Annotated in this window: 31 protein-coding genes and 1 pseudogene; 1 reads left to right on the top strand and 31 read right to left on the bottom strand. The window is 38.1% G+C overall.

All coding sequences use genetic code 11. The features are described 5' to 3' along the window. Window positions 1-10: 10 nt before the first annotated feature. Genes rhaB through dctP form a run of 6 tightly spaced genes read right to left on the bottom strand, consistent with a single transcriptional unit; the run spans window position 11 to window position 5,788 of the window. Window positions 11-1,423: a rhamnulokinase gene (gene rhaB / locus DW963_RS02835; protein ID WP_117913760.1), complete on the bottom strand. Its 1,413-nt coding sequence runs from the start codon at window positions 1,421-1,423 to the stop codon at window positions 11-13. A 31-nt stretch (window positions 1,424-1,454) separates the two neighbouring features. Continuing rightward, on the bottom strand, window positions 1,455-1,769 hold the full coding sequence (gene rhaM / locus DW963_RS02830) for an L-rhamnose mutarotase (RefSeq protein WP_117913759.1): 315 nt from the start codon (window positions 1,767-1,769) through the stop codon (window positions 1,455-1,457). Beyond that, window positions 1,750-2,889: a glycoside hydrolase family 88/105 protein gene (locus DW963_RS02825; protein WP_117913758.1), complete on the bottom strand. Its 1,140-nt coding sequence runs from the start codon at window positions 2,887-2,889 to the stop codon at window positions 1,750-1,752. Before DW963_RS02825 ends, rhaM begins: the two co-directional genes overlap by 20 nt. Window positions 2,890-2,915: 26 nt before the next feature. Continuing rightward, window positions 2,916-4,223: a TRAP transporter large permease gene (locus DW963_RS02820; RefSeq protein WP_117913757.1), complete on the bottom strand. Its 1,308-nt coding sequence runs from the start codon at window positions 4,221-4,223 to the stop codon at window positions 2,916-2,918. Between the two features lie 36 nt (window positions 4,224-4,259). After that, entirely contained in the window at window positions 4,260-4,724 is a 465-nt protein-coding gene (locus tag DW963_RS02815; RefSeq protein ID WP_117913756.1) for a TRAP transporter small permease, read from the bottom strand. Window positions 4,725-4,765: 41 nt separating this feature from the next. Further along, on the bottom strand, window positions 4,766-5,788 hold the full coding sequence (gene dctP / locus DW963_RS02810) for a TRAP transporter substrate-binding protein DctP (protein WP_012740506.1): 1,023 nt from the start codon (window positions 5,786-5,788) through the stop codon (window positions 4,766-4,768). Between the two features lie 222 nt (window positions 5,789-6,010). On the opposite strand from dctP, the gene DW963_RS02805 reads away from it, so the two are divergent. Then, window positions 6,011-6,826: an AraC family transcriptional regulator gene (locus DW963_RS02805; RefSeq protein ID WP_286168968.1), complete on the top strand. Its 816-nt coding sequence runs from the start codon at window positions 6,011-6,013 to the stop codon at window positions 6,824-6,826. Window positions 6,827-7,152: 326 nt separating this feature from the next. On the opposite strand, the gene DW963_RS02800 is transcribed toward DW963_RS02805, so the two are convergent. From DW963_RS02800 to DW963_RS02690, 25 genes and pseudogenes are all read right to left on the bottom strand, one after another. Further along, on the bottom strand, window positions 7,153-8,382 hold the full coding sequence (locus DW963_RS02800; protein ID WP_353652755.1) for a methyl-accepting chemotaxis protein: 1,230 nt from the start codon (window positions 8,380-8,382) through the stop codon (window positions 7,153-7,155). A gap of 159 nt (window positions 8,383-8,541) precedes the next feature. Next, the gene (locus DW963_RS13540; RefSeq protein ID WP_286168967.1) at window positions 8,542-8,868 is read right to left on the bottom strand and encodes a hypothetical protein; all 327 of its coding nucleotides are present in this window, start codon (window positions 8,866-8,868) and stop codon (window positions 8,542-8,544) included. Window positions 8,869-9,519: 651 nt separating this feature from the next. Then, window positions 9,520-10,323: a Fic family protein gene (locus DW963_RS02795; RefSeq protein ID WP_353652754.1), complete on the bottom strand. Its 804-nt coding sequence runs from the start codon at window positions 10,321-10,323 to the stop codon at window positions 9,520-9,522. 117 nt (window positions 10,324-10,440) lie between these two features. After that, complete coding sequence (locus DW963_RS02790; protein WP_286168966.1) at window positions 10,441-10,806, bottom strand: UvrD-helicase domain-containing protein; 366 nt, start codon at window positions 10,804-10,806, stop codon at window positions 10,441-10,443. A gap of 22 nt (window positions 10,807-10,828) precedes the next feature. After that, entirely contained in the window at window positions 10,829-11,002 is a 174-nt protein-coding gene (locus DW963_RS02785) for an aspartate dehydrogenase (protein ID WP_154300664.1), read from the bottom strand. A gap of 43 nt (window positions 11,003-11,045) precedes the next feature. After that, on the bottom strand, window positions 11,046-11,591 hold the full coding sequence (locus tag DW963_RS02780) for a nitroreductase family protein (protein WP_117913754.1): 546 nt from the start codon (window positions 11,589-11,591) through the stop codon (window positions 11,046-11,048). 85 nt (window positions 11,592-11,676) lie between these two features. Beyond that, window positions 11,677-12,213, bottom strand: a complete 537-nt coding sequence (locus DW963_RS02775; protein ID WP_117913753.1) for a M48 family metallopeptidase — start codon at window positions 12,211-12,213, stop codon at window positions 11,677-11,679. 20 nt (window positions 12,214-12,233) lie between these two features. After that, window positions 12,234-12,446: a hypothetical protein gene (locus DW963_RS02770; RefSeq protein WP_012740542.1), complete on the bottom strand. Its 213-nt coding sequence runs from the start codon at window positions 12,444-12,446 to the stop codon at window positions 12,234-12,236. A gap of 156 nt (window positions 12,447-12,602) precedes the next feature. Then, window positions 12,603-12,725, bottom strand: coding sequence for a hypothetical protein (locus DW963_RS13535; RefSeq protein ID WP_012740544.1), 123 nt, complete (start codon window positions 12,723-12,725; stop codon window positions 12,603-12,605). 42 nt (window positions 12,726-12,767) lie between these two features. Further along, window positions 12,768-13,208, bottom strand: coding sequence for an Hsp20/alpha crystallin family protein (locus tag DW963_RS02765; protein WP_022097554.1), 441 nt, complete (start codon window positions 13,206-13,208; stop codon window positions 12,768-12,770). A 249-nt stretch (window positions 13,209-13,457) separates the two neighbouring features. After that, window positions 13,458-14,231 carry an arginase family protein gene (locus DW963_RS02760; RefSeq protein ID WP_117913752.1) on the bottom strand — a complete coding sequence of 258 codons (774 nt, stop codon included), beginning with the start codon at window positions 14,229-14,231 and terminating at the stop codon, window positions 13,458-13,460. Between the two features lie 45 nt (window positions 14,232-14,276). After that, window positions 14,277-15,242, bottom strand: coding sequence for a phosphate acyltransferase (locus DW963_RS02755; RefSeq protein WP_158568610.1), 966 nt, complete (start codon window positions 15,240-15,242; stop codon window positions 14,277-14,279). Window positions 15,243-15,298: 56 nt separating this feature from the next. After that, window positions 15,299-15,727 carry a hypothetical protein gene (locus DW963_RS02750; protein ID WP_117913750.1) on the bottom strand — a complete coding sequence of 143 codons (429 nt, stop codon included), beginning with the start codon at window positions 15,725-15,727 and terminating at the stop codon, window positions 15,299-15,301. Beyond that, window positions 15,724-16,020 (bottom strand): flavodoxin family protein, encoded by a 297-nt coding sequence (locus tag DW963_RS02745; RefSeq protein ID WP_158568609.1) that lies wholly within the window; start codon window positions 16,018-16,020, stop codon window positions 15,724-15,726. Before DW963_RS02745 ends, DW963_RS02750 begins: the two co-directional genes overlap by 4 nt. A gap of 79 nt (window positions 16,021-16,099) precedes the next feature. Continuing rightward, window positions 16,100-16,924, bottom strand: a pseudogene (locus DW963_RS02740) (acetyl-CoA carboxylase carboxyltransferase subunit alpha); the annotation flags it as partial. A gap of 33 nt (window positions 16,925-16,957) precedes the next feature. Further along, window positions 16,958-17,728 (bottom strand): acetyl-CoA carboxylase carboxyltransferase subunit beta, encoded by a 771-nt coding sequence (locus DW963_RS02735; RefSeq protein WP_117913747.1) that lies wholly within the window; start codon window positions 17,726-17,728, stop codon window positions 16,958-16,960. Window positions 17,729-17,730: 2 nt separating this feature from the next. Continuing rightward, window positions 17,731-18,660 (bottom strand): ACP S-malonyltransferase, encoded by a 930-nt coding sequence (locus DW963_RS02730; RefSeq protein ID WP_286168962.1) that lies wholly within the window; start codon window positions 18,658-18,660, stop codon window positions 17,731-17,733. A 4-nt stretch (window positions 18,661-18,664) separates the two neighbouring features. Then, entirely contained in the window at window positions 18,665-19,123 is a 459-nt protein-coding gene (gene fabZ, locus DW963_RS02725; protein ID WP_012740552.1) for a 3-hydroxyacyl-ACP dehydratase FabZ, read from the bottom strand. After that, window positions 19,120-19,851 carry an SDR family NAD(P)-dependent oxidoreductase gene (locus DW963_RS02720; RefSeq protein WP_117913745.1) on the bottom strand — a complete coding sequence of 244 codons (732 nt, stop codon included), beginning with the start codon at window positions 19,849-19,851 and terminating at the stop codon, window positions 19,120-19,122. Before DW963_RS02720 ends, fabZ begins: the two co-directional genes overlap by 4 nt. Before the next feature lie 63 nt (window positions 19,852-19,914). Further along, window positions 19,915-22,308 carry a beta-ketoacyl-[acyl-carrier-protein] synthase family protein gene (locus tag DW963_RS02715; RefSeq protein WP_117913744.1) on the bottom strand — a complete coding sequence of 798 codons (2,394 nt, stop codon included), beginning with the start codon at window positions 22,306-22,308 and terminating at the stop codon, window positions 19,915-19,917. 272 nt (window positions 22,309-22,580) lie between these two features. Then, a complete protein-coding gene (locus DW963_RS02710; protein WP_041689069.1) occupies window positions 22,581-22,826 on the bottom strand; it encodes an acyl carrier protein in 246 nt (81 codons plus the stop codon). A gap of 225 nt (window positions 22,827-23,051) precedes the next feature. Next, a complete protein-coding gene (locus tag DW963_RS02705) occupies window positions 23,052-23,612 on the bottom strand; it encodes a TetR/AcrR family transcriptional regulator C-terminal domain-containing protein (RefSeq protein ID WP_117913743.1) in 561 nt (186 codons plus the stop codon). A gap of 66 nt (window positions 23,613-23,678) precedes the next feature. After that, on the bottom strand, window positions 23,679-24,512 hold the full coding sequence (locus DW963_RS02700; RefSeq protein WP_158568608.1) for a helix-turn-helix domain-containing protein: 834 nt from the start codon (window positions 24,510-24,512) through the stop codon (window positions 23,679-23,681). Between the two features lie 92 nt (window positions 24,513-24,604). Beyond that, entirely contained in the window at window positions 24,605-25,732 is a 1,128-nt protein-coding gene (locus tag DW963_RS02695) for an NAD(P)/FAD-dependent oxidoreductase (RefSeq protein WP_117913741.1), read from the bottom strand. Window positions 25,733-25,734: 2 nt separating this feature from the next. Further along, the gene (locus tag DW963_RS02690) at window positions 25,735-26,070 is read right to left on the bottom strand and encodes a (2Fe-2S)-binding protein (protein ID WP_022097567.1); all 336 of its coding nucleotides are present in this window, start codon (window positions 26,068-26,070) and stop codon (window positions 25,735-25,737) included. Window positions 26,071-26,082: the final 12 nt, after the last annotated feature.

The following is a 26,082-nucleotide window of genomic DNA, read 5'->3' as shown; positions in this document are numbered from 1 at the left end:
CCGAAATTTATTATCTTTTCTGCTCAAATCGTTTAATATCAAAGGAATCTCTTACACACGCTCTTGCTTCCTTCAGATTCTTAAACACACTATCTGCTATCATCTGCGCCATAATATTTCCAATAGCAGTAGCCTCTGCTGGTCCCGCTACAACTGTTTTCCCAGTCGAATCAGCCGTAAGCTGATTAAGATATCCAGCATTAGCACCTCCACCTATTACATATATTGCATCATATGTAATGTCTAGATTCTTTTCTATCTGCATAACTGTATTTGCATAACTGTCAGCCAGACTCTTATATACAACTGCTGCAATCTCTCCGGCTGTGTCAGGTATAATCAAATCATTATTATTGCAGTATGATTTGATTGCCTCTGTCATATTCTCTGGTGCAAGAAAGCATTTATTATTAACATCTATCCTTGATGTTATATAGTCTGTCTCCTCTGCTTCCTTACAAAGCTCCGCAAATGTATATCTGTCTCCAAATTCATGCCTTACAGACTGTATAATCCAGAGTCCCATAATATTCTTCAAATATCTGAATCTATAATCGTATCCACCTTCATTGGTAAAATTACATACCTGGCTTTTCTCATCACATCTTGCCTTTAGAAGTTCTGTCCCCATCAGTGACCATGTTCCAGAACTTAAATACAAAACATTATCTGCTACTGTTGGAACAGCCATAACTGCGGATGCTGTATCATGACTTGCACACATAACAACCCTTGTATTGTATCCAACAATCTTCTTAATACCATCAGTTAATTCTCCCAGTATTGTTCCCGGCTGCTTAAGCTCCATAAACATATTTCTGTTGATTCCAAGCATATCAATCAATTCATAATCCCATTGTTTAGTTTCTGGATTAACAAGCTGTGTTGATGTTGCATTGGTATATTCCGATGCTTTAACACCCGTAAGAAGATACTGAAAATAATCTGGAAGCATAATAAATGTCTTCGCTTCCTTTAACTGTTCAGGTCTTATGAATTTATCCGACATGAGCTGATAAATTGTATTAAACTTCTGTTTCTGAATACCTGTTCTCTTATATAATTCTTTTTCGGATATCACCTTATAAACTTCTTCATCCATTCCATCTGTACGTTCATCCCTGTATCCATATACATTTCCTATGCATTTGTCATTATCATCAAGAAGAACATAATCAACAGCCCATGTGTCAATCGACATGCTTACTGGAATTTTCCCGAGTTCTTTACATTTTTTCATTCCTTCAATAATATTGGCAAACAAGCTGTCAACATCCCATAACTTATTGCCATTATCATTAATCATGCCATTATCAAAACGATATACCTCTTCTATTATCATTCTGCCGTTATCCATGGATGCAAGAATATGTCTTCCACTTGAAGCCCCAATATCAACGGCAAGGTAATATACCGGTTTCATACAATCTTACCCCCTGTCTTAAATTCATGTATTAATCAAGATGAAAAACGCACCTTAAATCATTACTCACAGGACTGTCATCTGGATTAACCATCATAAGCGGCGCCATATATTTCCACCACTTTCTATTAATCTCAGTATCTGCTGACTGTGCCCACTTTTCTTCATCTTCAATCTCTATATATCCATATAATATGTTAGTTTCATCATCTAGAAATATAGAATAATTATGTCCGCCATATTCGTGTATCATTGCCTTCATTTCAGGCCATAATTCATTGTGACGCTTTTCATATTCATCAGCACAGCCAGCTTTAAGATACATTTTAAATGCTTTTCTTATCATTCTGTAATGCCTCCACTAAAGCCAGTATTGTAAGTGACTGTCCATATGCCATAGGTGCTATAAGTATGTTCTTATAATGCTCTGCATCATATCCCATACCAGTTCCACCAGATACATTAAGCACTGTTCCATCTGAATCAATATTTTTAAGTATTGCATTTATCGCTTTATCAGCAACATCTATATAAGAATCATCAAGTATTCCCATTCTGATTCCCTTTAATATACCGGCTGTAATTGCAGCACTTCCTGATACTTCTTCATAACTTGACGAATCTGTAAGTACTGTATGCCATAATCCGCTTTTACTCTGCAGCTTCTTAAGAGCAGCTGTCTGGGCTTTATAAGCATCTATTATTATCTCTTTAACTCCACTGTTAAGTGTTCCCTTAAACATATCAACATAATCAAGAATTCCTAACGTGAACCAGCTATTTCCTCTGCACCAGAATATACCACCGAAATTATTCATTTCATTAAATGTCCAGCCATGATAAAACAATCCTGTCTTGTTGTCGCAAAGATACTTTATATGCATAAGTACCTGATGTATTGACTCATTTATCCAATCCTGGCGATTATACTTCTGACCCATTTTATTAAGGAATAAAACTGTCATAAACAGAGTATCTATCCACATCTCATTCTCATTGAGTCTTACTCCCTGTCTGTCTCCATTAGCACTTGTAACATGCTGGAATCCACGTTCCTTTGTTCTTGGAAGGCAGTCCATAAGCCACTCTGCCCATTTGATACACAGTTCCTCGAACTGTGTATCATTGTAATAGTTATTCAACTCAACAAGAGTAAGTAACGGTGTTGTTGTGTTAATATTCTTTGATGGAAGACCTTCTGCTATATTTTCTTTAAACCATTTGTAAAGAAATTCTCTATACTCATCATTGCCATTAATCTGCATTATCTTAAGCAATCCATATAAACCGACCCCCTGTGGCCAGTCCCACTCTTTTATTCCAAAGTCTCTTTTAAAGAAGCCTATAGACTCACCGCCTTTTTCCAGTTCTTCATCATTATCAGGTCTGCCAAGATTCATAAGCTTATCAATTACAAGATTAAGCTTATTCTCAATTTCTTTCTTGTCAGGTTTTTTATTGTTCATATATATGTCCTCCGTTTTTATCTTTTTTATCCCAACAATCCAAATACTGTTGGCAGCCACATACTAAGCTGTGGTACAAATGTTACAAAAAGAAGTGCTACTAAAATCGCTACAAAGAATGGCACCAGTTTCTTAATTACCTCTTCTACCTGAAGATGCGATATACTACAACCTACAAATAATACGCTTCCTACAGGTGGTGTAATTGTTCCAATTGAAAGGTTCATAACCATCATTACTCCAAACTGAATAGGATTCATGCCTAAAGCCTTAACTACAGGAAGGAATATAGGGGTGAATATAAGTAACGCCGGAGCCATATCCATAAATGTTCCTACAATCAGAAGTATCAGGTTAATAATTAACAGAATAACAATCTTATTATCAGACACACCAAGTAATGCTGCACTTATAGCCTGTGGAAGACCTGTGAATGATAATACGAATGACAATACTGATGAAGCTCCTATTATAAGCATAACAATTGCTGTCATAACTGCTGTTTCTTTTAAAATTCTTGGAATATCTTTAATCTTAATGCTCTTATAAACAAACACGGCCAGTATAAATGCATACACAACAGCTACACCAGATGCTTCTGTCGGTGTAAAATATCCTGATAATATACCACCAATAATAATTACAATGAGGAAAAGACTTGGTATAGCATCCCAGATTGTCTTTAATACAACCTTAGCTGTAAGATGATCTCTCTTGATTACATATCCATGCTTTTTTCCATATACGAAAGCAACTACCATACACAGTAATGCCCATAATAATCCTGGAATCCAGCCAGCCATAAGTAATGCTGCAACTGAAACTCCACCACTTGCTGCTGAAAATACAATGAATGAAGCTGTTGGTGGAATTAACTGTCCTACTGGTGCAGAAGCAACATTTGCTGCTGCTGAAAATGCCCTGTCATATCCCTGTTCATCCTCAAGTGGCTGCATAACACCACCAATTGCTGTTGCTGCTGCAATACCTGAGCCTGATATAGAACCAAACATTGCGTTACCTGCAATGTTAGTCATTGCCAAAGAACCTGGAACCTTACCTAAAACAAGCATTGCCAGATTAATAAGCCTTTTTGCTATACCACCATTACTCATCAGCAGACCTGCAAGTACAAAGAACGGAACTGCAAGTAATGTGAAGCTGTCAATACCTGTAACCATTTTCTGAGCTGATATAAACACACCAAAATGCGGTGTAAGAAACATAATTAATGTAACAAGTGATGCTGATATAATACTGAATGATACCGGAACACTAAATGCCAGTAATAAAAAGAATACTATTATCAATACAATTGCTGCCTGTATTTCCATATTGCCTCCTTCTGCATATATATGCATTATTCAATCTTAATTCTGTCTTAATTTCTTAATATGATCTACAATCTTAAACACTCCGTAAATAACCATGAGAACTCCACATACCGGAACACATACATAATAGACCTGCATAGGAATCTGCATAGCTGGTGAGAGCTGTCCTGCTGCATTAGCAGTAACCATAATTCCACCAATAATCATTACTGAAACACTTAAAATCATAATAAGCACATCTATTGCAATCTGAGCAAGTGTTTCATTCTTTGGCTTGAACTTCTTAACTATCAGATTGATAGCCAGATGACTGTTTTGTCCATATGCGTAAGGAACTCCCATCATTGTCAGCCATATGAGCATATATCTTAATAATTCCTCTGTATATTTGCTTGGATTATGTAACACAAACCTTGTAATTACCTGCCAGCAGCACCCAAGTACCATACCGGCTACAAGCACCTCTAATATTATTTCAACTACTTTATTCAAATACTTCATGCTTTTCTCCTTTCTTCCTGCAAACCATAGGCTTATATGCATTAATCTGCATATTTCTGAATATCATCATATAGCTTCTTATATGCTTCGCCCTTGTTATAGAAGTTGGCATGTATTGGCTGTACTGCCTCAATAAATGGTGTCTTATCTATATCCTTATATACATGCACGCCTTTACTTTCTGCATGTTCAATGGCATCCTCCATCATTCCATTATAAAGACTCTTAAAGTTATCATTTGTTTCCTCAAGTGCTTTTATAAGACTCTGTCTCTGTTTCTCTGACATCTTGTTCCATGTCTTAGTACTTATAATGAATATATCTGGTGAAAACTGATGCTCTGTATATGTATAAGACTTAACAAGATCTTCATGTCCATCAACAGTAAGAGCAAGTTCTGTGTTCTCTGCTCCATCAACAACACCCTGCTGTAATGACGCATATGTCTCTGATGCAGCCATAGGAACCGGTGTTCCTCCCATTTTCTCAATCATATCCATTGATGTTGAACTTGGCATTGAACGAATTTTCTTTCCACTAAGAACTGATGTATCTGTAACTGGAACATCATCTTTAAGATAGAAATTTCTTGCACCATTAGCATAATATCCAACAGCTATATATCCATCATCTGCTGTATCAGCAAATAATTCTTTAACTGCTTCACTATTCTCCATTGCATTATAATAATGCTCCTGATTCTTAAACAGATAAGGAATTGCAAATATTGCATATCTGTCATCAAACTGACCTAATGTGTTAGAGCTTACTTTTGCCATATCAATAATTCCAGCTTTAACCATCTCTATTTCTTCTTTTTCTGTACCAAGAACACCACTGGCAAATATCTTAATATTTACTTCATCACCAGATTCTTTTGCGGCAAAATCTGATACCTTAGCAATTGAATCCGCTATTTCTGAACCTGCCGACTGATTATGCGCCAGCTGAAGAACCAATTTATCTGATGAATTAATCCCTTTAACTTTAATAAATGTTACTATTACAATAATGAGACACACAGCAACAAAAGCAGTGCCTATTATCTTTTTATAAGCTTTCATAACCTTCTCCTTTCTTATGAGACCCCTTTATTATTGTTACTTTTTATTTTTGAAATCCGCGCGTATTTCAAGGCTTGTTTCATAAGCCATTTCTTATCTTGTAACTGGATTATATCACCGCAAAATAATACTTTTCTTGAACAATATTGCTATATATGTTTGATTTTTTAAATATATTGCTCTATACTTTTTAATTAATAATAATTAATTGTGAGGTATTGTATGGCAGATAATAAAATTACTTTTTGGGGCAAATGTGATGGAATATCCGTAGAACAGCTTATACGTTATGGCAGATTCAATATGAATGTGAAGCATTTTCACAACCAGTATGAGATATTTTACATAATTGAAGGAGAGCGCCAGTTTTTCTTTGATAACAAAAGCTATAATGCTTATGCTGGAGATCTTGCAATACTTGATACCAATCTGGTTCATACTACATGCTCAATATCAGATGAGGATAAAGGCTACAACCGTGTTATTCTTTACATTGATTATGAAAAAATGTGTGATTTTGACAAAAAGTACCCTGGTCTTAATCTTGTTAATTACTTTCACAATAATTATGGCATATACCACCTCAATGAAGACCAGCGTATAGCATTTCTTAATCTATACAGGGATTTAAGACATGAATTAACCAAAAAGAACACCGGATATCAATCAAGGGTTGAAATTGCAGCTATATACTGGCTATATAAGCTGCTCTCCCTGAAACATGACAGTACGCAGATACATGCTGTAATTAATAGCCCAAAAGAATTATCTGCCTCTAACATAAGTGCCTATCTTGAAGCTAACTACACAAAAGAGCTCGCCCTTGATACTATCTCAGACGAGCTCTTTATGAGCAAATATTACATGTGCCGTATATTTAAAGAATACACTGGCTTTACTATCACCGAATATGTTAACACTCTCCGCATTAAAAAAGCCACCCAGATTCTCGAAACCTCTAATCTCAGTATATCAGATGTTGCTGCTGAGCTTGGTTTTGAAAGTGCGTCATATTTCGAAAGATATTTAAAAAAATAATGAATGTAACCCCTTTAAAATACCGTAAAACTCACCAGTCTGTTACAATTGAACATGAAGAGCTCAACACACTTGATGATTCTGATTATATTGACTGATTATACATTTCGTACAAACTTTCAAGCTCGATAATTCCATATACTTTAATAAGACTTCCTAATCTTTCATCAAACTTCGCCAGATTATTGTAAACCTATGCTCTTATTTTAGAATCTGCATTACCTACAAATCTGCTGACATCCGAAGTGAAGGATATTCCCACTGCATTACCTTTATCAACAACATCAGTCTTATACTTTTCAGAAATAATCAAGTCATCTGCTCTGTTATTTCTTCTTAAAGTCTGCAACCTTAAATCTTCGTATCATTTCACGCAGATTCTCTGCTTCGCTGCTCATCTGCTCGCTAGCTGCTGCACATTCCTGTGATGTTGCTGAATTCGTCTGTACAACATCATTAATCTGCTCAATTCCTTCATTAATCTGCTGGATTTCTACCGTCTGCTGCTCTAATGTATCAGCAATATCAGCAACTTCCTCTGTAATCATCTTAGAATTACCAGCAACCTCTTCTAACTGTGTTGCAGTCTCATCTGCAATCGTCATACCCTTCTTAACAGCCCTTACCGATGTTTCAATAAGTACAGCAGATTCCTTTGCTGCCTTAGCACTCTGGTCTGCTAAAAGATTTACCTGATTGGCTACAACTGCAAAGCCTTTTCCGGCCTCTCCTGCCCTTGCTGCTTCTATAGATGCATTCAAGGCAAGCAGATTAGTCTGTGAGGCAATTTCATTAATTGTTGAAATAATCTTGTCAATCTCTTCTGATGCCTCATTAATATCTTTCATAGAGGCAACCATTTCCTGCATCTTACTGTTGCTCTCAGAAATAGCTTCTCCAAGGTTTCCAACTCTGTTGCTGATTTGCTTTGCAGACTGTGAATTTCTTTCTACCTGCTCCGCAACACCTTCAACAGTTGCTGTAAGCTCCTCTACAACAGACGCCTGATTCGTTGCTCCATCTGCCAATTCATTAGAGCTTGAAGCAACCTGCTCTGCTGCACTTGATACTTCATCTGAAACTCTCTGAATTCCTTTAATAGTTTCTGCCATGCTTTCCTCAAACAACATGAAAGAATTCAGTATTCCGACAAAATCACCCTTCCACTCTACTTCCGGTTTGACATCGAAATTGCCTTCTGCAAACAATTTCATTGCACGGTCTATATCATCTACATAGCTTCCAAGAATAGCAATAGAGTTACGCAGGCTGTGTGCCAGTCTGCCAAGTTCATCATCAGACTTATAGTCTAATGTGCTGTGTAGATTTCCCTTCATCAGTTCATCTGCCGTATTTTCTACTGACTTTAATGGTGCAATAATCGTTGCCAGCACTTTCTTACTTATCTTCTTTGCCAGTACCCACGCAGTCGATAGACAGACAATAATACATACAACTCCTGCAACCGCAAATATAAATGTAACTATAGCTGCCTTATAGCTCACCTTATCTGCAATATCATCTAAGCTTATTGCTTTTTCAACAACCTTATTCAATGCAGGAGTACATTTATTAAGAATTTCTTCAGTTGCTTTATCCTTGTTTCCTTTTTTAATATTTTCTATAATCGAATAACCTATGTTTCCCCACTGAGAAAGATAAGATGAATATTCATTATAATCTGCCTCCGAAACAACCCCGCTTTTCTTTATAATCTAAAGCTGGGAATCAACATCCGTAAGCAATTTTTCTACTGTAAGTTCATAGTCATTATAAGAAGATGTATCATTATTTAATGCCATTTCTCTTATATTTCTTGCAGCAGCATTAACATTTATTCTGCACATTTTAACCGCCTTATCTGCAGCCGAAACATTTTCTACATAGTTAAACATATTAGCAAATAACACACCTATAACTATTATAGAAAACAGCCCGGAAACCAGCATCATAATGATAACTTTTCTGTAGCCATAATTTATCCTTTCCTGCAAATGCATATCTTCCAACTTCTTTTTCATCATATTTATATGTGGTGTCATAGATTGTTATTTCCTTTCTTCAATTGTTATATTTATTTCAAATGTTTATAACAGAATATATTTTTTAGTCAACAGTTTTCAGGCACTATTTTTATATTCTATTTTTTTTACAAAAGTTTCACCCTCCCCATAAGTTTTTTAGTACTTTTTTCACATTTTTCTATATTCAAGCAACTTTTGGTAGTATGTATTGCATACAAAAATAATATCGTTATTAAGCACGCTGCTAAGCTGATGGGTGGTATCTTCTTTGAATTTGTAATCTTCAAGTTTTAAAATGCCTGATATCAGCGTGGATTTAAGCAATAAAAAAAGCACGGAAAAATCCGTGCTAATACATGCTGAATAAATAGCTCCTGATTTGTATGTCACAAGTCCATACAAATGACAAATTCTCAACAATAGAATAAATAGGAATTACTGATATAATATGAAGTTATCATGGGTATAAACTAAACGCAAGAATATAATAAATGTATTAATTGATGTTTCTCATATACATGGTTTTGCGTCCGGCTCCGGTTTTTATAATAGCTCCTTCTTCTACAAGTTTTTTAAGTGCAGATTCAACAGAGGAGCTGCCAAGGCTGGGACATGAAAATAAGGCATCCTGTTTTGAAAATTTTCCAAGCGTATTTTCCGTGAATGATTTTACAATATCGTAAGCACTGCTCTTCTTTCCTGTTTTTGCTGCAAGTGATACTCTGGATTCAAATTCTCTATAGCACGATAAAATACAACTATATAGCCGGCGCGATACAATAACAGTAATGTGAGCAATCGGCTCATTCTGCCGTTTCCATCGTTAAATGGGTGAATGCATAAGAAATCTAGTATGAAATTTGGAATTAAAATAAGAGGGTCAACGATTCCTTCTCCAAAAGCCTTATTATATTCCTCACAAAGACGCTCTACAGCACTTGGAGTTTCATAGGGTTCAAGTGGCTTTAATAATACAATCTTTTCTCCATTTTCAAGAACCATATCAATTTCATTAGGTGTAGTTTTATATTTACCACCATAGGAAAAAGCTGTATGTTTTAACAGTTCACCATGCAGCTGTAAGATATAACTGCTTCTTACGGGAATTGCTTCATAACTTTCGTGAATTATATTTAATGCATTCCTATAACCAAGGATTTCCTGTTCATCTCTGTTTCGTGGAGTGGTCTTATTTTCAACTAACTGTTTTAATCTTGAATTGGTGGTGATAATACCTTCTATCTGATTTGAACTTTCGGTACTCTGAAGCTTTGCAATTTCAACTAATCTGTTTAATCCAACCGGTTTCTGCCTTAAAAATAGATCCTGTTTACCCTTAAATTCGTGAATCTGTGCAACATAGGCCATTATTTCATTATCCCAGATTCTTTCCTTAAGTTTTGAATAATCAAATTCTCGCATCAGGTACTCCTTTCTCACAAACGCATTAGCTTCTCTTAAAGTTTCTAACATAAATAATCTTTTAGCTAAGTCAGAAAAGAAAGAAAATGAACTTGTTATTCCTACTTTTCTGCAGTCAAGAATGAAAAAATAGGGGAATTCCCCTATTTTTCCATTCTCTAACCTGCTTTAATTTTCAACATTTCCCAGCTCTGCCTTCTTATCAAGAATCGTGAATGTCTTGGGAAATGTCAGCCTGTGAATCTCCTCTTTAAGAAACATGTTACAATATCCGTGAAATGTTCCCGTAAAACAGTTGGCGTTATCACCAACAATATTCCTTAATCTGTGTTTCATTTGCGAAGCTGCCTTGTTTGTAAATGTAAGCGCCACAATAGATGATGGCTCAACAAACAGTTCTGTTATAAGATATGCTATTCTATATGTAAGTACAAATGTTTTTCCCGAACCTGGAACTGACGCAACCCTTATGTTGCCTTCTGTCTGTGTTATTGCATCTGTCTGTTCCTTCGTTGCTCTTTCTGGTATGTTCATAGTCCTCTTTACCTGTAAATATTTAGTATACCTTTGGTATCTCTCCATCAATTCCATACATTTGTTTAAATGTATCTATATCCGCGGCCTGCTTAATCAGCATTATCTCCTCTATCTTACCGGTATGGATATCCTGAAATCCCGCAACCTGCTCCCCTGTGCATATGCTTGTCTTCAGTACTGGTTTCTTATTCATTTTATCTATTAGCTTTCTTGCTCCAGTTCTAGATTTATAATCATTATATAAATCTCGCGACAGCATCAAGCTCTTTTCTCTTAGGTCTTTCAGGTGGCTCCTGTCTCCTGTAGCCGACAGCAATAACAGACACAACATTTTCACTGTCTGGAATATTAAGCAATTCTCTTAACGCCTCACCATCTCTAATGCCCATTACCAGAGTATCAAGCCCCAGTTCAGCCGCTTTAAGAAGCAGATTCTCATTCTGCAGACCAAGGTCATAATAACCCCAGCCGTCACCAGCTTCATTAACCGGGCTGCTTGTATTCTTATCGAAACCAACCATTCCCTTTACAAATGTTGTGACTATATACGCACCTGCTCCGTCTGAATTAGCTTGATTGAATTCAGGAAGACATTTTTCTCTAACTTCTTTTACCGCATTTTCAGATAAAACACAGTAATATCTTGATGTCTGCAGATTCTTCCATGAAGGTGCATATGACGCAGCCTTAATAAGTTCCTCAAGCTGCTCCTTAGTAACCTTTCTCTCTGGATTATAATTTCTTATGCTTCTTCTTTTCTCCATTACTGCCTGTAATTCCATATGTATACCTCTTTTCTATGATTATAATTACTAATGTTTCCGCTCAATCTACACATCATTATCTGCTTATCATAAAATGCCTCCTCTAAGTAAGTTTATATCCCTTTAACTGCTTTCTGTATGTTCTATACTCCGGACAGTATTTTTCAACCTCCTCCCAGAATTCTGCCGAATGATTCATATATCTTCTGTGCGAAAGTTCATGCACGATTACATAATCCATCAGCTCCTGGGGCATATAATACAACTGGTAGTTGAAATTCACATTGCCTTTAGAACTACAGCTCCCCCACCTTGTTTTCTGGTTACGGATAGTTATTCTTCCAACGCTCACATTCATTATATCACAGTAAAACTGTACTCTCTTTTCAAATGTATCCTTTATATTATCAAGTTCCTGCTTCGACAGACATTCAATACCCGGCGCACCTGTACCGCGTCTGTTATCTGATTTCTGTCTGACAAAATCCAGTTTCTGCCTGATCCATTCATCATGTTCTTCTATAAATCTGTTAATCTCTGCTGATGACATTCGCAATGGAGTTCTTACTATCACTTTCCCATCTGCATGAACCTCTATTCCTATTGTTCTTCTTCTGGATTTTATTACCTGTATGTTCATGATTCTACCTTGTAAATGCTTTATCTTCCCACAACCTTCTTAAGATATTCATTTTTCAGCTTATTCTGCTCTTCAAGCCTCTTATTTTCATCTTTTAAATGCTGTATATATTCCCGTGTCAGTTTAACGCCTCCACGAACTGCTATGTCTTCATGTTTTTCCATCTCATCAAGCCACTGGAATAATGACTTTTCCCTGATTTCGTTATATGTGTTATCTTCTCTGTTAAACATTTTTATCCTGCCTTCTTTCCACATATTTTAAACAATTCCTATAATACCACACACGCGGCTTCCAATGGCATATATTCTTAAAATTTCATATTTAGCAATTGCTGATTAAATAAAAATCCCGCGACAGTCATACAACCGCCACGGGATTAAAATCATTTATTCATATGTGTGTTTCTTATGCTTACCAAAAGCTGCCTGTTCCTCGACACTGTGGTCTGCAACATTCATCTTCTGATGTACTTTCTTTTTCTTTAATGGATGCTTTGGATTCTTATCCATAACAATCGCTCCCTTTCTAATTCAATAATAAATGATTAGTCATTAGCCTTCAATAGCAATGTACTTCTTATTCTCAACTGCTTTAGCTTCTTTCTTAGGAACTGAAAGTCTTAAGATACCATCTTCATACTTAGCCTTGATATCTTCCTGTGTGATACCTTCACCTACATAGAAGCTACGGCTCATAGCACCAGCATATCTTTCCTTACGGATGTATTTACCTTTCTTATCCTTTTCATCCTTATCAAGTCCCTTAGCAGCACTTATTGTAAGGTAACCGTTATCAAGCTGTGCATTAATTTCATCCTTCTTAAATCCTGGAAGATCAATATCAACTTCATAACCTGTATCAGTTTCCTTAACATCAGTCTTCATTACATTATTTGCATGCTTACCATATAAAGTCTTGTCAACTTCAGGAAATCCGAAGTCCATCCAATCATCATTAAATAAATTCTCTCCAAAAATACTAGGCATCAACATAAGTCATTCCTCCTTTAACATATATCATTATCTTGTTACCTTGTTTCTTTGGAACTGGGATGTTTCAGTAACCTCTTGAGGTACTTTCCTTTACTTTCGTACCTCTTTTGGTTCCCTTCCTTTGTTCTTGGCTATGTTATATACCTTTTTGTTAGCACTGTCAAGAGGTGAGTGCTAATTATTTTTATTTTCCAATTATAAAATTCCGCAATCCCAGTATTTACATGGGATTGCGGAATTATAAAATATTTATAAACTATATTTTTTCAGTCGTTTCAGAAGAAAATTATATAATTCTTTATTAAGTTCTCCGTTCTTTTCCTCATCTTCCATATATTCAGGAAGCGGCATATCTGTATCACATTCTCCACATATATCAATACCTAAAACCTTCTGGTTTCTTATAATTATCCCAAGCATATGCTCTAATGTACCAAGCTTCATATGTCCCTGACTCCAATTGGTTTCACATATGCTTTCATCAAGAACATCCTTATCAATAGATATGTATACAGGAACTGATAAATCAATCTGGTTTGTTTTAGATTCCATTGCTTCGGCTCTTATCTCCTGTGCTGAATATGTTATAAGTTTATTACTTCTTAACCCAATCGCATTAATATCTTTCTTCTCTGGTCCCACCAGAATAAGCTGGCAAATATACGGATTGTCTTTAATCACCTTTCCTGCCCAGTCTCCGCAGCTTGTTAATCCTTCAATCATAGGTTTTTGCATATCGGTATGGTGATCAAATACAACTAAAGAAAACGGTTCCTTAATTCTGTCAGTCATTATCTTAGTAACATAATGGTAGTTACCCGAATCAAGAAAATGTATTCCATGAATTCCAACAGAATCAACTCTTTCACCTATCTGTTTTTCAGCTTCGTCTGATACATACATATCACATCCTGTAATATCAGTGCAGTCTATCCATGTAAGTGATGTTTTTTCCTTAGCAAATTCATCATCATATACACCTGTGAAATCAAGAATAAAATTGTTGTTTTTCTCTCTTTGCATTATACAATCACCTCAATGGATGTTACTTTTTCTCAAATTCCTCGCTTATCTTCTCCACAAGATTATTCTTTGCAAGTCCATAAGCAATCTTAACTGTATTATACACTGTTTTGTCCGTTGCCGCTCCATGTCCCTTAACAACCGGCTTCTTAACGCTAGAAGAATTGCTCCGCCTTCATTGTTGTAATCAAACTTTGGCTCAAGTCTGCCAATAAATGCCTCTAGCTGTGCCTTTTGGGTATCAGATGCACCTGCTGCCGCCCTTCTTATATCATCAAACACAACCTTTGCTGTTCCCTCGATTGATTTAAGAAGCACATTTCCTGCAAATCCATCACATACAACAACATCTGCGTTGCCGTCTAACACTTCTTTGCCTTCAATATTACCTGTGAAATTAAAACCACATTTTTCTAAAAGCTCATGAGCTTCCTTAATAACATCACTTCCCTTTCCAGCTTCAATGCCATTAGAAAGTGTTGCAACTGTCGGATTCTCAATTCCGAGTGTCTTCATGTAAGCTACACCGAGTCTTGCAAAATCGACAAAACGGTCTGCCTTGCAGTCAATATTGGCACCGCAGTCAACTATACAGAATGGCTTGTCATTACGGCCATTAAGAACTACTGAAAGTGCCGGTCTTGTCGCATTTAACTTGCCAAGTATCAGGATTGAGCTGATAAGCACAACTCCTGTTGCACCACATGTCACGAATCCACCAATATCCTCATTCATACGGCACATTTTAAGTCCCTTGATTAAGGACGAATCAGTCTTATCGTGGTAAGCGTCAACCGGGTCATCATAATTAGTTATCTCCTGTGTGCAGTCCACTATCTCAAGCTGCGATTCATCATAATTTACATTGGCAAGGAAATCCTCAAGCTCGGCCTTCCTTCCCATCAGATATACATACAAATCTTTATTCTCACTGATTGCCCTGATTGCGCCTGAAACAAGCTCTGTCTGCGGCTTGTCAGCGCCAAGCAAATCTACAACTATCTTTATCAAATTTAATCCTCCTTGTTTTACGAAGTAAAATCCGAGTCCATTGACGAGGAGAGGATTTAGCCCTCCTTCTGCTCGTGCCAGAAATTATCAAGCAGATTCTTATACACTGCCTCTGAAAATGGAGCTTTTGACAGCTTCTGCTTTGTTTCCTCTGACAAATGCTTTGTCGCAGCAAACTCTTTTCCCGCCGCCTCATACTTTGACAAATATCTGTCAAGTCTTGAACTTGCACCCAGTTCAATTAATGTCTTTAACTGTGGACATAGAATTGCTGTAAATCCATTTTTACCACATATGCACTCATATTCCTTAAGAAGCGAATCATAGACTGACTCTGACTCCGAATAAGCACATCCCGATATAAGAACCAATTTCTGTCCCGTCTTTGGATTTCTTATGCCGTGAAATGACTCGCCATTTTCAGGTGGCTTCTGTCCCCTGTAAGTACACATCATGCTTAAAAGTCTGTCTGTGAAAAGCTTCATCTGTCCCGGCATGCCAAAAAATACAACGGATAACTTTCAATTATAATGTCTGCTTCTTCTATTCTTTTCTTAACTGCCGGCATGTCATCATTTTTGATAACACACTCGCCCTCAGTCCTTGCCCAGCATGAAAGACAGCCCATGCATGGAGTAACATTTAAGTCGGAGATATTGATTATCTCCGACTCATATTCACCGCCTTCACACATTCCTTTTACAAATGCGTTAGTTACCGCCATTGTAGTGCTGGCATTCTTATGTGGACTTCCATTTAAAACTAATATCTTAGCCACGTCCAAATAATCCTCTTCTCTTTCTTGCAGGAGCCTGTGATGCACCAAGTAACTGTGCTGCTCCAGGAACCTCTCCTACTGCCTCACTGTATTCGCTGTAACGGCCTATTTTTCTGTATTTCTCATATCTGTCATCAAGAAGCTTATCAACCGGCTTCTTCTCTAACTGCTTTATTTCTTTTAAAAGGTCGTCAGCAAGCTTTTTCATAAAATGTGATGTTTCTTTCTCTTCTGAAAAATCTTCCGGTTCTTCAACGACCTTTTCTACGATACCCATTTTATTGAGGTCTGATGCTGTAAGCTTGAGATGTTCTGCTGCCTCTGGCGCTCTCTTAGGATCTTTGAATAGAATACTTGCACATGACTCAGGTGTGATTACTGAATAATATGCATTTTCAAGCATCCATACTTCATCCGCAACAGCAAGTGCAAGTGCGCCGCCGCTCCCGCCTTCACCAATCATTACTGATATAATAGGTGTCTTAACATCTGTAAGCTCATACAGGTTGTTGGCAATTGCCTGTCCCTGTCCTCTTTCTTCTGCGCCCTTACCGCAGTTAGCACCCTGTGTATCAACAAAACAGATAACCGGTCTGTGGAACTTTTCAGCCTGCTTTATAAGTCTTAATGCTTTTCTGTATCCTTCTGGAAGAACGCAACCAAAATTCCTTAAAAGTCTTTCGTTTAAATCTCTTCCTTTTTCAATTCCGATTACAGTTACAGGCTTTCCGTTAAGTCGTCCGATACCACCGACAATGGCATGGTCATCTGCAAAGCATCTGTCACCGTGAAGTTCTACAAAATCAGTTATTGTAGCATTTATATAATCCGATGCAGTTGCTCTGCCGCTCTTTCTTGTACGGCAGATTCTGTCATAAACACTTAAATTCTCGTTTGTCATGATTAATCTTTCTCCTTATATTGCAATGCAATACTGTTATGCACTTACTGTTTCTGCATGTATTGCAAGAATGTTAGCAAGATATGCCCTCTGTTCCTGTCTTGGCACGATATCATCTATAAATCCGTTCTTTAACTGGAACTCTGCGCTCTGGAAATTATCCGGAAGCACTTCACCTGTAACCTGCTCTACTACTCGCTTTCCTGCAAATCCAATCATTGCACCCGGTTCAGATATGATTATATCTCCAAGCATTGCAAAGCTTGCTGTAGCACCGCCCATTGTAGGGTCTGTTGTACATACAACATATAAGAGTCCTGCGTCACTGTGTCTTCTGGCTGCTGCTGAAACCTTTGCCATCTGCATAAGTGACAGTGCGCCCTCCTGCATTCTTGCACCACCTGAAACTGTATATCCGATAACCGGAAGTCTGTTCTTTGTAGCATATTCAAAAAGTGCTGTAATTCTGTCCCCAACAACTGTTCCCATAGAACCCATCATGAAGTTAGGCTCCATAATGAATATACATGTATCATTCCCACCGATAGTTCCTCTGCCGCATACAACGCCCTCTGTCTCACCGCTCTTTTCTCTGGCAGACTCATACTTTTCCTTGTATGATGGAAAATCAATAGGATCTGTAAATTCCTGATCATTAAACATTACATCAAACTTTTCTGTAAGCATCTGAAGCCTGTTCTTTGCCGGCATACGGTTTAGCTTCCCACATAACGGGCATATGTAGTAATTCTTCTCCAAATCTTCTTTATTGATTTCTTCTTTACATTTGTTACATTTGACTGTCATTATTATTCTCCTGCCTTGATGTTCTCAATTGCCTCATTCAACGCATCAACTGTTGTAACTGTGTACATCTTTGCTTCTGGAAGTGTCTTCTTAACAAATCCTGTAAGTGTCTTTCCTGCTCCTACCTCGATAAATGTGTCTATTCCGTCAGCCCACATATTCTTTAATGTGTCCTCAAACCTTACACTTGAAGAAGCCTGAAGTGCTATTGTTTCTATAATCTGTGCTGTATCCTGTGGATAAGGCTTTCCTGTTCTGTTGGCATATATCTCTGTCTGTGGAGCATTAATTGTCATTGCCTTGAGTGCCTTCTCAAGTTCTTCACTTGCATCCTTCATATAAGGAGTATGGAATGCACCGCTTACTGCAAGCTTAACTGCCCTGCCGCCTTTTTCCTTGATTGCAGCGCAGAATGCGTCTATCTCGTCAGCACTTCCTGCACATGAAATCTGTCCAGGACAATTATAATTTACCGGCCAGATTTCCTTGAATTCCTTACATGTCTCTTCAACAACTTCTGGAGTAAGCTTAAGTGCTGCTGCCATTCCGCCTGCATACTTTGTAGAAAGCTCACCCATCTTGGTTCCTCTGATAACTACCAGTTTAAATGCGTCCTCTGTCGATAAAACTCCTGCATAAGCAAGCGCCGGAATCTCTCCAAGCGAAAATCCTGCTACAGCGTCAGCCTTAATCCCAGCATCCTTAAGCGCATTGGCAAATGCAAGGTCTGTAAGGAAAAGTGCTGGCTGTGTATTCTCTGTCTTGGTAAGCTCCTCGCCTTCTCCTTCAAAGCACACCTTAACTGTTCCCGGGCGGAGCGACTCCCCCAAATCATATAATTTCTTTGCATCAGAATCTGAATCGTATAGGTCTTTGCCCATTCCTACATACTGTGCACCCTGACCTGAAAATAATACTGCTATTTTTCCCATTACTTTATTCCTCCGTTCCATATATATCCTTACGGTCTACTGTTGTAAATGTCATGCTTCCTTTTGCGTACACATTGCCATCTACCTTAACTACTGCATCAAATGATGCGAGAACCTTGTTGATTCTTGTAGCTGTAACTGTAATATCAAGTGTATCTCCTGGAATTACAGGCTTTACAAACTTGAATCCGTCTACTTTAAGAAGCACATATAACTTGCCCTCTTCCCTGCTCTTTCCACCATCATCGATTACAAGTGAACAGAGCTGGGCACAGCTTTCAATTATAAGTACGCCCGGCATTATAGGAGCGTCAGGAAAATGTCCCATAAAATATGGTTCATTAATTGATACATTTTTAATACCTCTGGCACTTACATTAGGCTCAAGCTCTAACACCTTCTCAATCATCTGGAAAGGTGGGCGCTGTCCGATTCTTTTATTAATCTCAAATATGTTCATCATAATGATAATCCTCCATCAAGCACGATAACCTGACCTGTTACATATGAAAATGCGTCTGAGCAAAGTGATGATACAACATTTGCAACATCTTCTGCCTTTCCTAACTTATGCATTGGGATTGCGTCTAAATACTCTTCCTTCTTCTCTTCTGGAATTGCATCCAGCATCTCTGTCTCTATAAATCCCGGTGCTACTGCATTTACACGGATTCCATAACCCGCAAGTTCCTTAGCCATTGTCTGTGTCATTGAATTAACAGCACCCTTTGTTGCGCTGTATACAGACTGGCCTGGAAGTGCGAATTTTGAGCTTACTGATGACATGTTGATGATGACACCGCTCTTCTTTCTGAACATTTTAAGTACTGCCTGCTGTGCGCAGTAGAAGTAACCCTTAACATTCAGATCCATGCATGTGTCAAGTGTATCCTTGTTAAGCATGAGAAGGTACTCATCTCTTACGATTCCTGCGTTGTTTACGAGTACATCTATTCCGCCAAGCTCCTTACTTACATCTTTAACCATCTGCTTAACCTGATTAAGGTCTGAAACATCTGCTTTATATGTTATGGCTGTTCCGCCTGCTGCCACGATTTCATCAAGAACCTTCTGTGCCTGTTCCTCTGAATGGCTGTAATTGATGACTACGGCATATCCGTCTTTTGCCAGACGTATAGCACAAGCCTTTCCAATACCACGGGAAGCTCCTGTAACTAATGCTACTTTCATATATGTGTATCCTTTCTTTAAGAAAATGTCAGTTCTTTGTCATGGGCATCTGCCCCTGCTTCATTACTTGCTGAGTACGATTGCTGTGTATGAACCCCCTGCACCATATGCAACTACAAGTACATTATTTAACTTAGAAGCTTCTACATTAGTCTTAGAAACGCTTCCGTCTGCTGCAATGCTGTATGCTTCCTGTGAATGTATCTTTCCTGCAAACATAAGTGCTGCATGTGCTGCTGCTGTTGTAGCTGCTGCTGCTCTTGACTCACCAAGAACTTCCTTTAATTCCACAACCGGTTTTTCTGCCAGTTTGTCACCAAATACTGCTGTCAATCCCTTGATTTCTACATCATCGACAGCCTTCATTCCGTTTGCGAAACCAAATACTGCATCTATATCATCAATTGTCATTCCTGCGTCTGCTAATGCGTTATTAACTGCATTTGTAAGGCCTGCCTCTGAACCTGTAAGTGTTCCGAACTTAACATTTGAATGAGCCATTCCGTATCCTGCTGCATGGCAGTAGATTCTTGCACCACGCTCTTTGGCTGCCTCCTCATCCTCAATAAGAACTGAAGCACTGCCATCGCTTAATACAAATCCGTCATTTCCTGCAAATGGAACTACAACTTTTTCTGATGTGACACCTAATTTACCGAAAAGCTCTGTCATTATATCGCTGTTCTCATCAGAACCTGTAGCTAACATAGCATTTTCCTGACCTGAGCGGAGTACGCTCATTGCATATGCCATACTTGCAAGACCAGATTGTGCACCGTTAGTAACTGTTACATTGTAGCCCTTGATTCCTGAGCAGATTGAAAGATATCCGCCTGCTGCATTGTATACAGTGTTAGGGAATTTGAATGCGCTTCCTGAAGCATTGCCCTTCTCTGTAATCATGCTCTGGAAATCACAGCATGTTCCAAGTGCGCCCTCTGACGTTCCCACAATTATTCCAATATCTGTTGCATTATCGTCTGTTACTGTATAATCAGCGTCCTTAAGTGCTTCCATACCTGATACTGCCTGAAGCTGACTGAAATTATCAAGCTTTCTATAGAATGACATCTTAAGTCCAAGTGCATTATAATCTTCCTTGCCGACTGAACTTCTTAAATTAGCTTCTGTCAGAGCAACATTTTTTACTGCATTTGCAACATATGTATCTACACCGTTGCCGCTTGGTGTAACCACACCAATACCTGTGATAACAAGGGGCTTCTTCTCTTCCTTAACTGTCACATTGCCAGCCTCTTTGCTAAAGATAATACTTGCGTTATTACCGCCGAATGCAAATGAGTTGTTCATTACGCTTGTAAGCTCTTTTTCATGTGCCTTATTAGGGCAGAAATCTATCTTTCCGGCCTTTTCGGCAAGCTTATCCATATCCTCGTCCTTAAATCCGAGTGTTGGAACTACTGTATTAGTTGTAAGTGCCTTGATTGAAAATACTGCTTCAATTGCTCCTGCTGCACCGAGGCAGTGTCCTGTCATAGCCTTTGTTGAGCTTACTGAAAGATTATCGTTCTCGCCGTCAAATATTGTATGTAATGATAAGAATTCTGCATCATCGTTCTTAGCTGTTCCTGTTCCATGTGCATTAACATATCCGATGTCCGATTTCTTCAATCCTGAATTTTTGATTGCTCTGTTGATAGCTTCCATCTGACCTTCTCCATCCGGTCTTGGAGCTGTGATATGGTGTGCGTCACTGCTGACACCAGCACCTAATACTTCACAATACATTTTTGCATTTCTTGCCTTAGCATGCTCGTAGCTTTCTACTACTACGACACCTGAACCTTCACCGAGTGTAATTCCTGTACATCTGTTGAATGGTGAGCAGCCATCTGCGTCAAGTGCATGAAGTGATAAGAATCCGGCATATGGTACTGCTGCAAATGTGTCTGAACCACCTGCAAGTACTACATCTGCCTTACCTGCTCTGATAAGCTCGCATGCGTATGCAATACTGATTGTTCCGGCCGCACATGCATTTGCAATATTAGTAACAACGCCGCCTGCATGGCACTGACCTGCAACCTGAGGTGCTATTGATGAGATTGGCATCTTAGTTACATCACTTGCTTTCTTGCCATGCTCATAATAATCAGAAATGCTGACTGCACCACCAACACAGCTTCCAATTATAACCGAAGCCTTAGGGTCTCCTGCAAAATCATCAAGTCCTGCGTCCTTCATTGCCTCTCCTGCTGCCTTGATACAAAGCTGTGCTGAACGATCAGCATCTTCGCTTCCCTCAAAATCTCCAAGTGTGTCGCACTTAACTTCTGCTGCAAGGTCTGCGTAACAGTCTGTTGTATCAAGTGTTGTTGTTTTATGTATTCCTGAAACCGAATTAATGGCATTATTCCATGCTTCATCTACTGAATTACCGATAGCACATATCATTCCAAGACCTGTAATGACTGCGCGGTTATTATTCTCTGTCATAATTACTCCTTATTACTATTATTATTCTATTTTGTTTGTTAATAACCTGGAGTCATTTATGACTTATAATCAAATTATTCCGAACCGTGTGGATGTTAATGCCACCATATACTAAAGTGCGGTGTGGGAAATCTCGTTCAAGCGTAGCGCGTTTGATTTCCCACACCGTAATAAACTTTGTATATGGTGGCATTTACTTCCACTAGGTGCAGGAATCCTGCGATTATAAGTCATAAATGGCTCCAGGTTATATACTGTGAAATCAGAATATATTATGCATTTTCTTCGATATACTTAGCGATTGTCTCAATGCTGTAGAAGTGTTCTTTGCCAACACCTGTCATCTGAACACCGAATTCATCATCAACATAAGCGATGATTTCAAGCGAATCGATTGAATCAAGTCCGATTTCACCATCTCCGAAAAGCTGTGTATCAAACTCTAAAACATCTGCGTCAATTCCTAAATTCTCACATAAAAAGTCTTTTAACTTTGGCATAATTTCGTTAGTGCTCATTATAATATTCCATCCTTTATTCTTTACTTATATTGTGCTGCCATTAAGCAAAGCACCTGCACATTATATACAATTCTGTAAAAATTTGGCATAACAAAACCCGTGTAGTGTTCGAAAACGCTACACGGGTTCTATAATTGTACTAATTTCGGACATTTTCATCAAAGTGTCTGAATATTATCGGCTAAGCATTGAAATATCAATAACCTCACCGCTCTCTGGCAATTACTTCTTCATATTAGATATAATAAGGTCAAGCTGTCCCTCAAATAATTTCTCGATTCTTTCAACGGTATCCTTGATTTCATCAACAGTCTTGGTTTTTTCTTCCTTAATAATCCATCTTATAAGCAATCCAAATATAGCTTCTTCATAGAAACTGCATATAATTTCGACATCCTTAATAGAAAGTATGTATCCTTCAGACATTTTTCTAATCTGCAAAAGTGCCAGATAATGAATTCGTGTCTTAACATATTTTTCCAGCCACTCTCTTCCTCTTGCATCAAAAAGATTAGCCCATACTTTCCTATGGATTATGCTATATTCTATAAATCTCATAAGAACCTTGTCCATTTCCCCATTGTACTCTTCATTGAATTCATCAATCTTTGTCTGGACAACACCATCCAATACATCATATATATCAGAAAAATGATAGTAAAATGTGCTCCTCGTAATACCACATTCATCGGCTATATCTTTAACTGTGATTTTCTTTAGTGATTTTTTTTCAGCAAGCTCAAGTGTACACTTCATTATTGCTTTTTTTGTCAACTGTGACATGTAAATCTCCCCGTTCACTTATATTTGCCTGCATATTGTAGCATATTTAACGTTGAAAGTCACTTTTTATGACACATTTTCAACAAGGCTGTTGTATCTGATTCTCTTAGTAAGCATAAGATATCTTTTAGGTGTCATTCCGCAATATGTCTTAAAATCTCTTATAAACTGCGGCTGGTCATAATACCCAAGATTAACAGCTGCTTCTGTCATATTATCCACATTGCCATAATTAAGGAATTCCAGACTTCTCTGAAACTGTATTATCTTGCAGAATACCTTAGGAGAAAATCCCATCTGCTCAATAAAAATCTTATTAATATATCTTTCTGTATATCCAACTGTGTCAGCCATTTCTGAAATTCTCATCAAGCCTCCTGAATTATATGCCAGCTCTTTAACCGCCATAAGTATCTCCATCTTACCAAACGGCTTTTCCTGTCTCATCTCCAGTTTAGTATATTCTTCAAGAAAATAATTAATCCTATCTTTGAATGTCTTCTTTTTTTCCATCCCACTTACAAATGTTCCATTATTATCAAGAAGTATATCTTCCAGATAGAATCTGCAGTCAACAAGATCCCGCAATGTCACATTGAGTCCAACCGGCATTCTTCCAGGCATGAATCTCACTCCAAAATACTCTTTCTTCCCCTGCCACTCTACATCTAATGCTTTTATAGGACTACCAATTGCATAAGCAGTCATTCCATTTTCTCCATATTTGAAAAGCATATCCACACAACTGTCAGGAACTGTAGTTATTTCCTTTGTTTTTTCAAGTCTGAATGTGTAGAAATGTGATATCCCCTGATTAAGATATATTTCCTGCTTAAAATCCTGCGTCTCCAATACAAGAAAAGGCTGGGTTGGTCTTAATTTGTCTATTTTATACTCCATATTGCCTCCTCTTTTCCCCCTACATTTAAGCCAACGACAAGTTTGGACTTTTAGCAGATATATAATTCCACCAAAAGTCCAAGCCATATTATTTATATTTTAGCCTTAAATCTATCATATCGCAATGCATTTATATCTATAGATGTTTTTCCATCTACTATTAAATCTGCCAGTTCATGACCAATTGCGGGTGCTATTCCAAAACCATGGCCACAAAATCCTGTTGCAAGAACAAGCCCCGGAACCTCTGATACATTTCCTAATACAGGAACACCATCTTTCATCTGGTCAGCCCAGCCTGCCCACGTCCTTACTATCTTGGCATCCGCAAGATCTGGAAAATATTTCATAATACCTCTGCATATACAAGGAGCAGTAATGCTGCTGCATATCGGGGTTCCATTATCCTTATTGACTGCCTCATAACCTGATGAGCCACCAAATACGAATGAGCCATGCTTTGTCTGATGTCCATAAAAATCAGCTTCTGCTGTTCCTAACATCTGGTCAAACATATGTGGTTCAGCTTCTGTTACAAGTGCTTCAATAAGTACTCTGCTCATAGGCACATCTATTCCTACCGTACCAAGAATTTCTTTACTTTCATAGCCGGCTGCCACAACAACTGTATCTGCTTCATATATATTATTAGGGGTGATTACCTTTTTTAATCGGCCTTTTATCTTCTTTAATTCTATTACCTTTTCACCCGTAATGAATCTTACGCCAAGCTTTCTTGCTGTCTTATAGAAACCCAATGTTGTCGTAAGCGGATTGGCATGACCATCTGTGGGACACCAGCTTGCACATATTACCTCATCTGACAGATAAGGATTAATACGGCGTACTTCATCTCCATCTATCATTCTTACATCAAGTCCCACCTTGACAGCCCTTTCGGTAAGCCCTTCAAGAATCTGTTTATGTTTGTCATTCTTTCCAAGTCTTAAATTTCCATCCTGATGATATTCACAGTCAACTTCAAGTTCCTCTGATAGTGATGGCCACAGGTTCTTTATTCCGTACATGACAAGAGGAAGTTCTCTCGGGTCTCGTCCTGACTGGCGGACACCTCCGCCATTTCTTGACGATCCACCATTTCCAATATGGTCGCTGCCTTCAAGAACAATTACATCAGTGCCTTTCTTTGCCAGATAATAGGCTATAGCATTACCTATAATTCCGCCACCTATAATAATTACATCTGCTGTATTTGCCATAATTACACCTCCTTGTTGTCCTCTGCTTCATTACCAAGAATTCTCATTTCTGTAGGTCTCATTGGTGCTCTGCTTGTTGCCGGTTCAAGTGTTGCAGGTGATACTCCTAATTCCCTTGCAACAATTCCCTTAACAAGCTTTGCACAGGTCTGTCCCTGACATAGTCCCATTCCTGTTCTTAAATATCTTCTTATTTCTGTCATTGTCCACATCCCCTCATGAACAGCTTTTCTTATCTCACCCTTTGTAATCTCTTCACAGCGGCAGATGAGCATATCGTCATCTGGTGCCGGAACGAATTCTCCTATATCCCTTGAACGGTCATTTACTTCATGCATATTCAATCCTCC

This window comes from Eubacterium sp. AM46-8 (genome assembly GCF_003466705.1).
Lineage (GTDB): Bacteria > Bacillota > Clostridia > Lachnospirales > Lachnospiraceae > Lachnospira.
Note: the sequence above shows the minus strand (reverse complement) of the source record. Positions and strands in the feature narration are given on the sequence as shown.

Coding starts and splice junctions, on each gene's coding strand:
- DW963_RS02735 (WP_117913747.1), bottom strand. CDS start 17,728: ATGACAGTCAAATGTAACAAATGTAAAGAAGAAATCAATAAAGAAGAT.
- DW963_RS02750 (WP_117913750.1), bottom strand. CDS start 15,727: ATGAAGCTTTTCACAGACAGACTTTTAAGCATGATGTGTACTTACAGG.
- DW963_RS02780 (WP_117913754.1), bottom strand. CDS start 11,591: ATGGAATTACAGGCAGTAATGGAGAAAAGAAGAAGCATAAGAAATTAT.
- rhaB (WP_117913760.1), bottom strand. CDS start 1,423: ATGAAACCGGTATATTACCTTGCCGTTGATATTGGGGCTTCAAGTGGA.
- DW963_RS02760 (WP_117913752.1), bottom strand. CDS start 14,231: ATGCAAAGAGAGAAAAACAACAATTTTATTCTTGATTTCACAGGTGTA.
- DW963_RS02775 (WP_117913753.1), bottom strand. CDS start 12,213: ATGAACATACAGGTAATAAAATCCAGAAGAAGAACAATAGGAATAGAG.
- DW963_RS02695 (WP_117913741.1), bottom strand. CDS start 25,732: ATGGCAAATACAGCAGATGTAATTATTATAGGTGGCGGAATTATAGGT.
- DW963_RS02705 (WP_117913743.1), bottom strand. CDS start 23,612: ATGTCACAGTTGACAAAAAAAGCAATAATGAAGTGTACACTTGAGCTT.
- DW963_RS02820 (WP_117913757.1), bottom strand. CDS start 4,223: ATGGAAATACAGGCAGCAATTGTATTGATAATAGTATTCTTTTTATTA.
- DW963_RS02815 (WP_117913756.1), bottom strand. CDS start 4,724: ATGAAGTATTTGAATAAAGTAGTTGAAATAATATTAGAGGTGCTTGTA.
- DW963_RS02690 (WP_022097567.1), bottom strand. CDS start 26,070: ATGCATGAAGTAAATGACCGTTCAAGGGATATAGGAGAATTCGTTCCG.
- DW963_RS02785 (WP_154300664.1), bottom strand. CDS start 11,002: ATGAATAAGAAACCAGTACTGAAGACAAGCATATGCACAGGGGAGCAG.
- DW963_RS02825 (WP_117913758.1), bottom strand. CDS start 2,889: ATGAACAATAAAAAACCTGACAAGAAAGAAATTGAGAATAAGCTTAAT.
- DW963_RS02730 (WP_286168962.1), bottom strand. CDS start 18,660: ATGGGAAAAATAGCAGTATTATTTTCAGGTCAGGGTGCACAGTATGTA.
- DW963_RS02790 (WP_286168966.1), bottom strand. CDS start 10,806: ATGAACATACCAGAAAGAGCAACGAAGGAACAGACAGATGCAATAACA.
- DW963_RS02770 (WP_012740542.1), bottom strand. CDS start 12,446: ATGTTTAACAGAGAAGATAACACATATAACGAAATCAGGGAAAAGTCA.
- DW963_RS02765 (WP_022097554.1), bottom strand. CDS start 13,208: ATGTTGATGCCTAGTATTTTTGGAGAGAATTTATTTAATGATGATTGG.
- DW963_RS02700 (WP_158568608.1), bottom strand. CDS start 24,512: ATGGAGTATAAAATAGACAAATTAAGACCAACCCAGCCTTTTCTTGTA.
- rhaM (WP_117913759.1), bottom strand. CDS start 1,769: ATGATAAGAAAAGCATTTAAAATGTATCTTAAAGCTGGCTGTGCTGAT.
- DW963_RS13540 (WP_286168967.1), bottom strand. CDS start 8,868: ATGACACCACATATAAATATGATGAAAAAGAAGTTGGAAGATATGCAT.
- DW963_RS02715 (WP_117913744.1), bottom strand. CDS start 22,308: ATGACAGAGAATAATAACCGCGCAGTCATTACAGGTCTTGGAATGATA.
- DW963_RS02795 (WP_353652754.1), bottom strand. CDS start 10,323: ATGTTAGAAACTTTAAGAGAAGCTAATGCGTTTGTGAGAAAGGAGTAC.
- fabZ (WP_012740552.1), bottom strand. CDS start 19,123: ATGATGAACATATTTGAGATTAATAAAAGAATCGGACAGCGCCCACCT.
- dctP (WP_012740506.1), bottom strand. CDS start 5,788: ATGAAAGCTTATAAAAAGATAATAGGCACTGCTTTTGTTGCTGTGTGT.
- DW963_RS02710 (WP_041689069.1), bottom strand. CDS start 22,826: ATGAGCACTAACGAAATTATGCCAAAGTTAAAAGACTTTTTATGTGAG.
- DW963_RS13535 (WP_012740544.1), bottom strand. CDS start 12,725: ATGGATAAGAATCCAAAGCATCCATTAAAGAAAAAGAAAGTACATCAG.
- DW963_RS02720 (WP_117913745.1), bottom strand. CDS start 19,851: ATGAAAGTAGCATTAGTTACAGGAGCTTCCCGTGGTATTGGAAAGGCT.
- DW963_RS02805 (WP_286168968.1), top strand. CDS start 6,011: ATGGCAGATAATAAAATTACTTTTTGGGGCAAATGTGATGGAATATCC.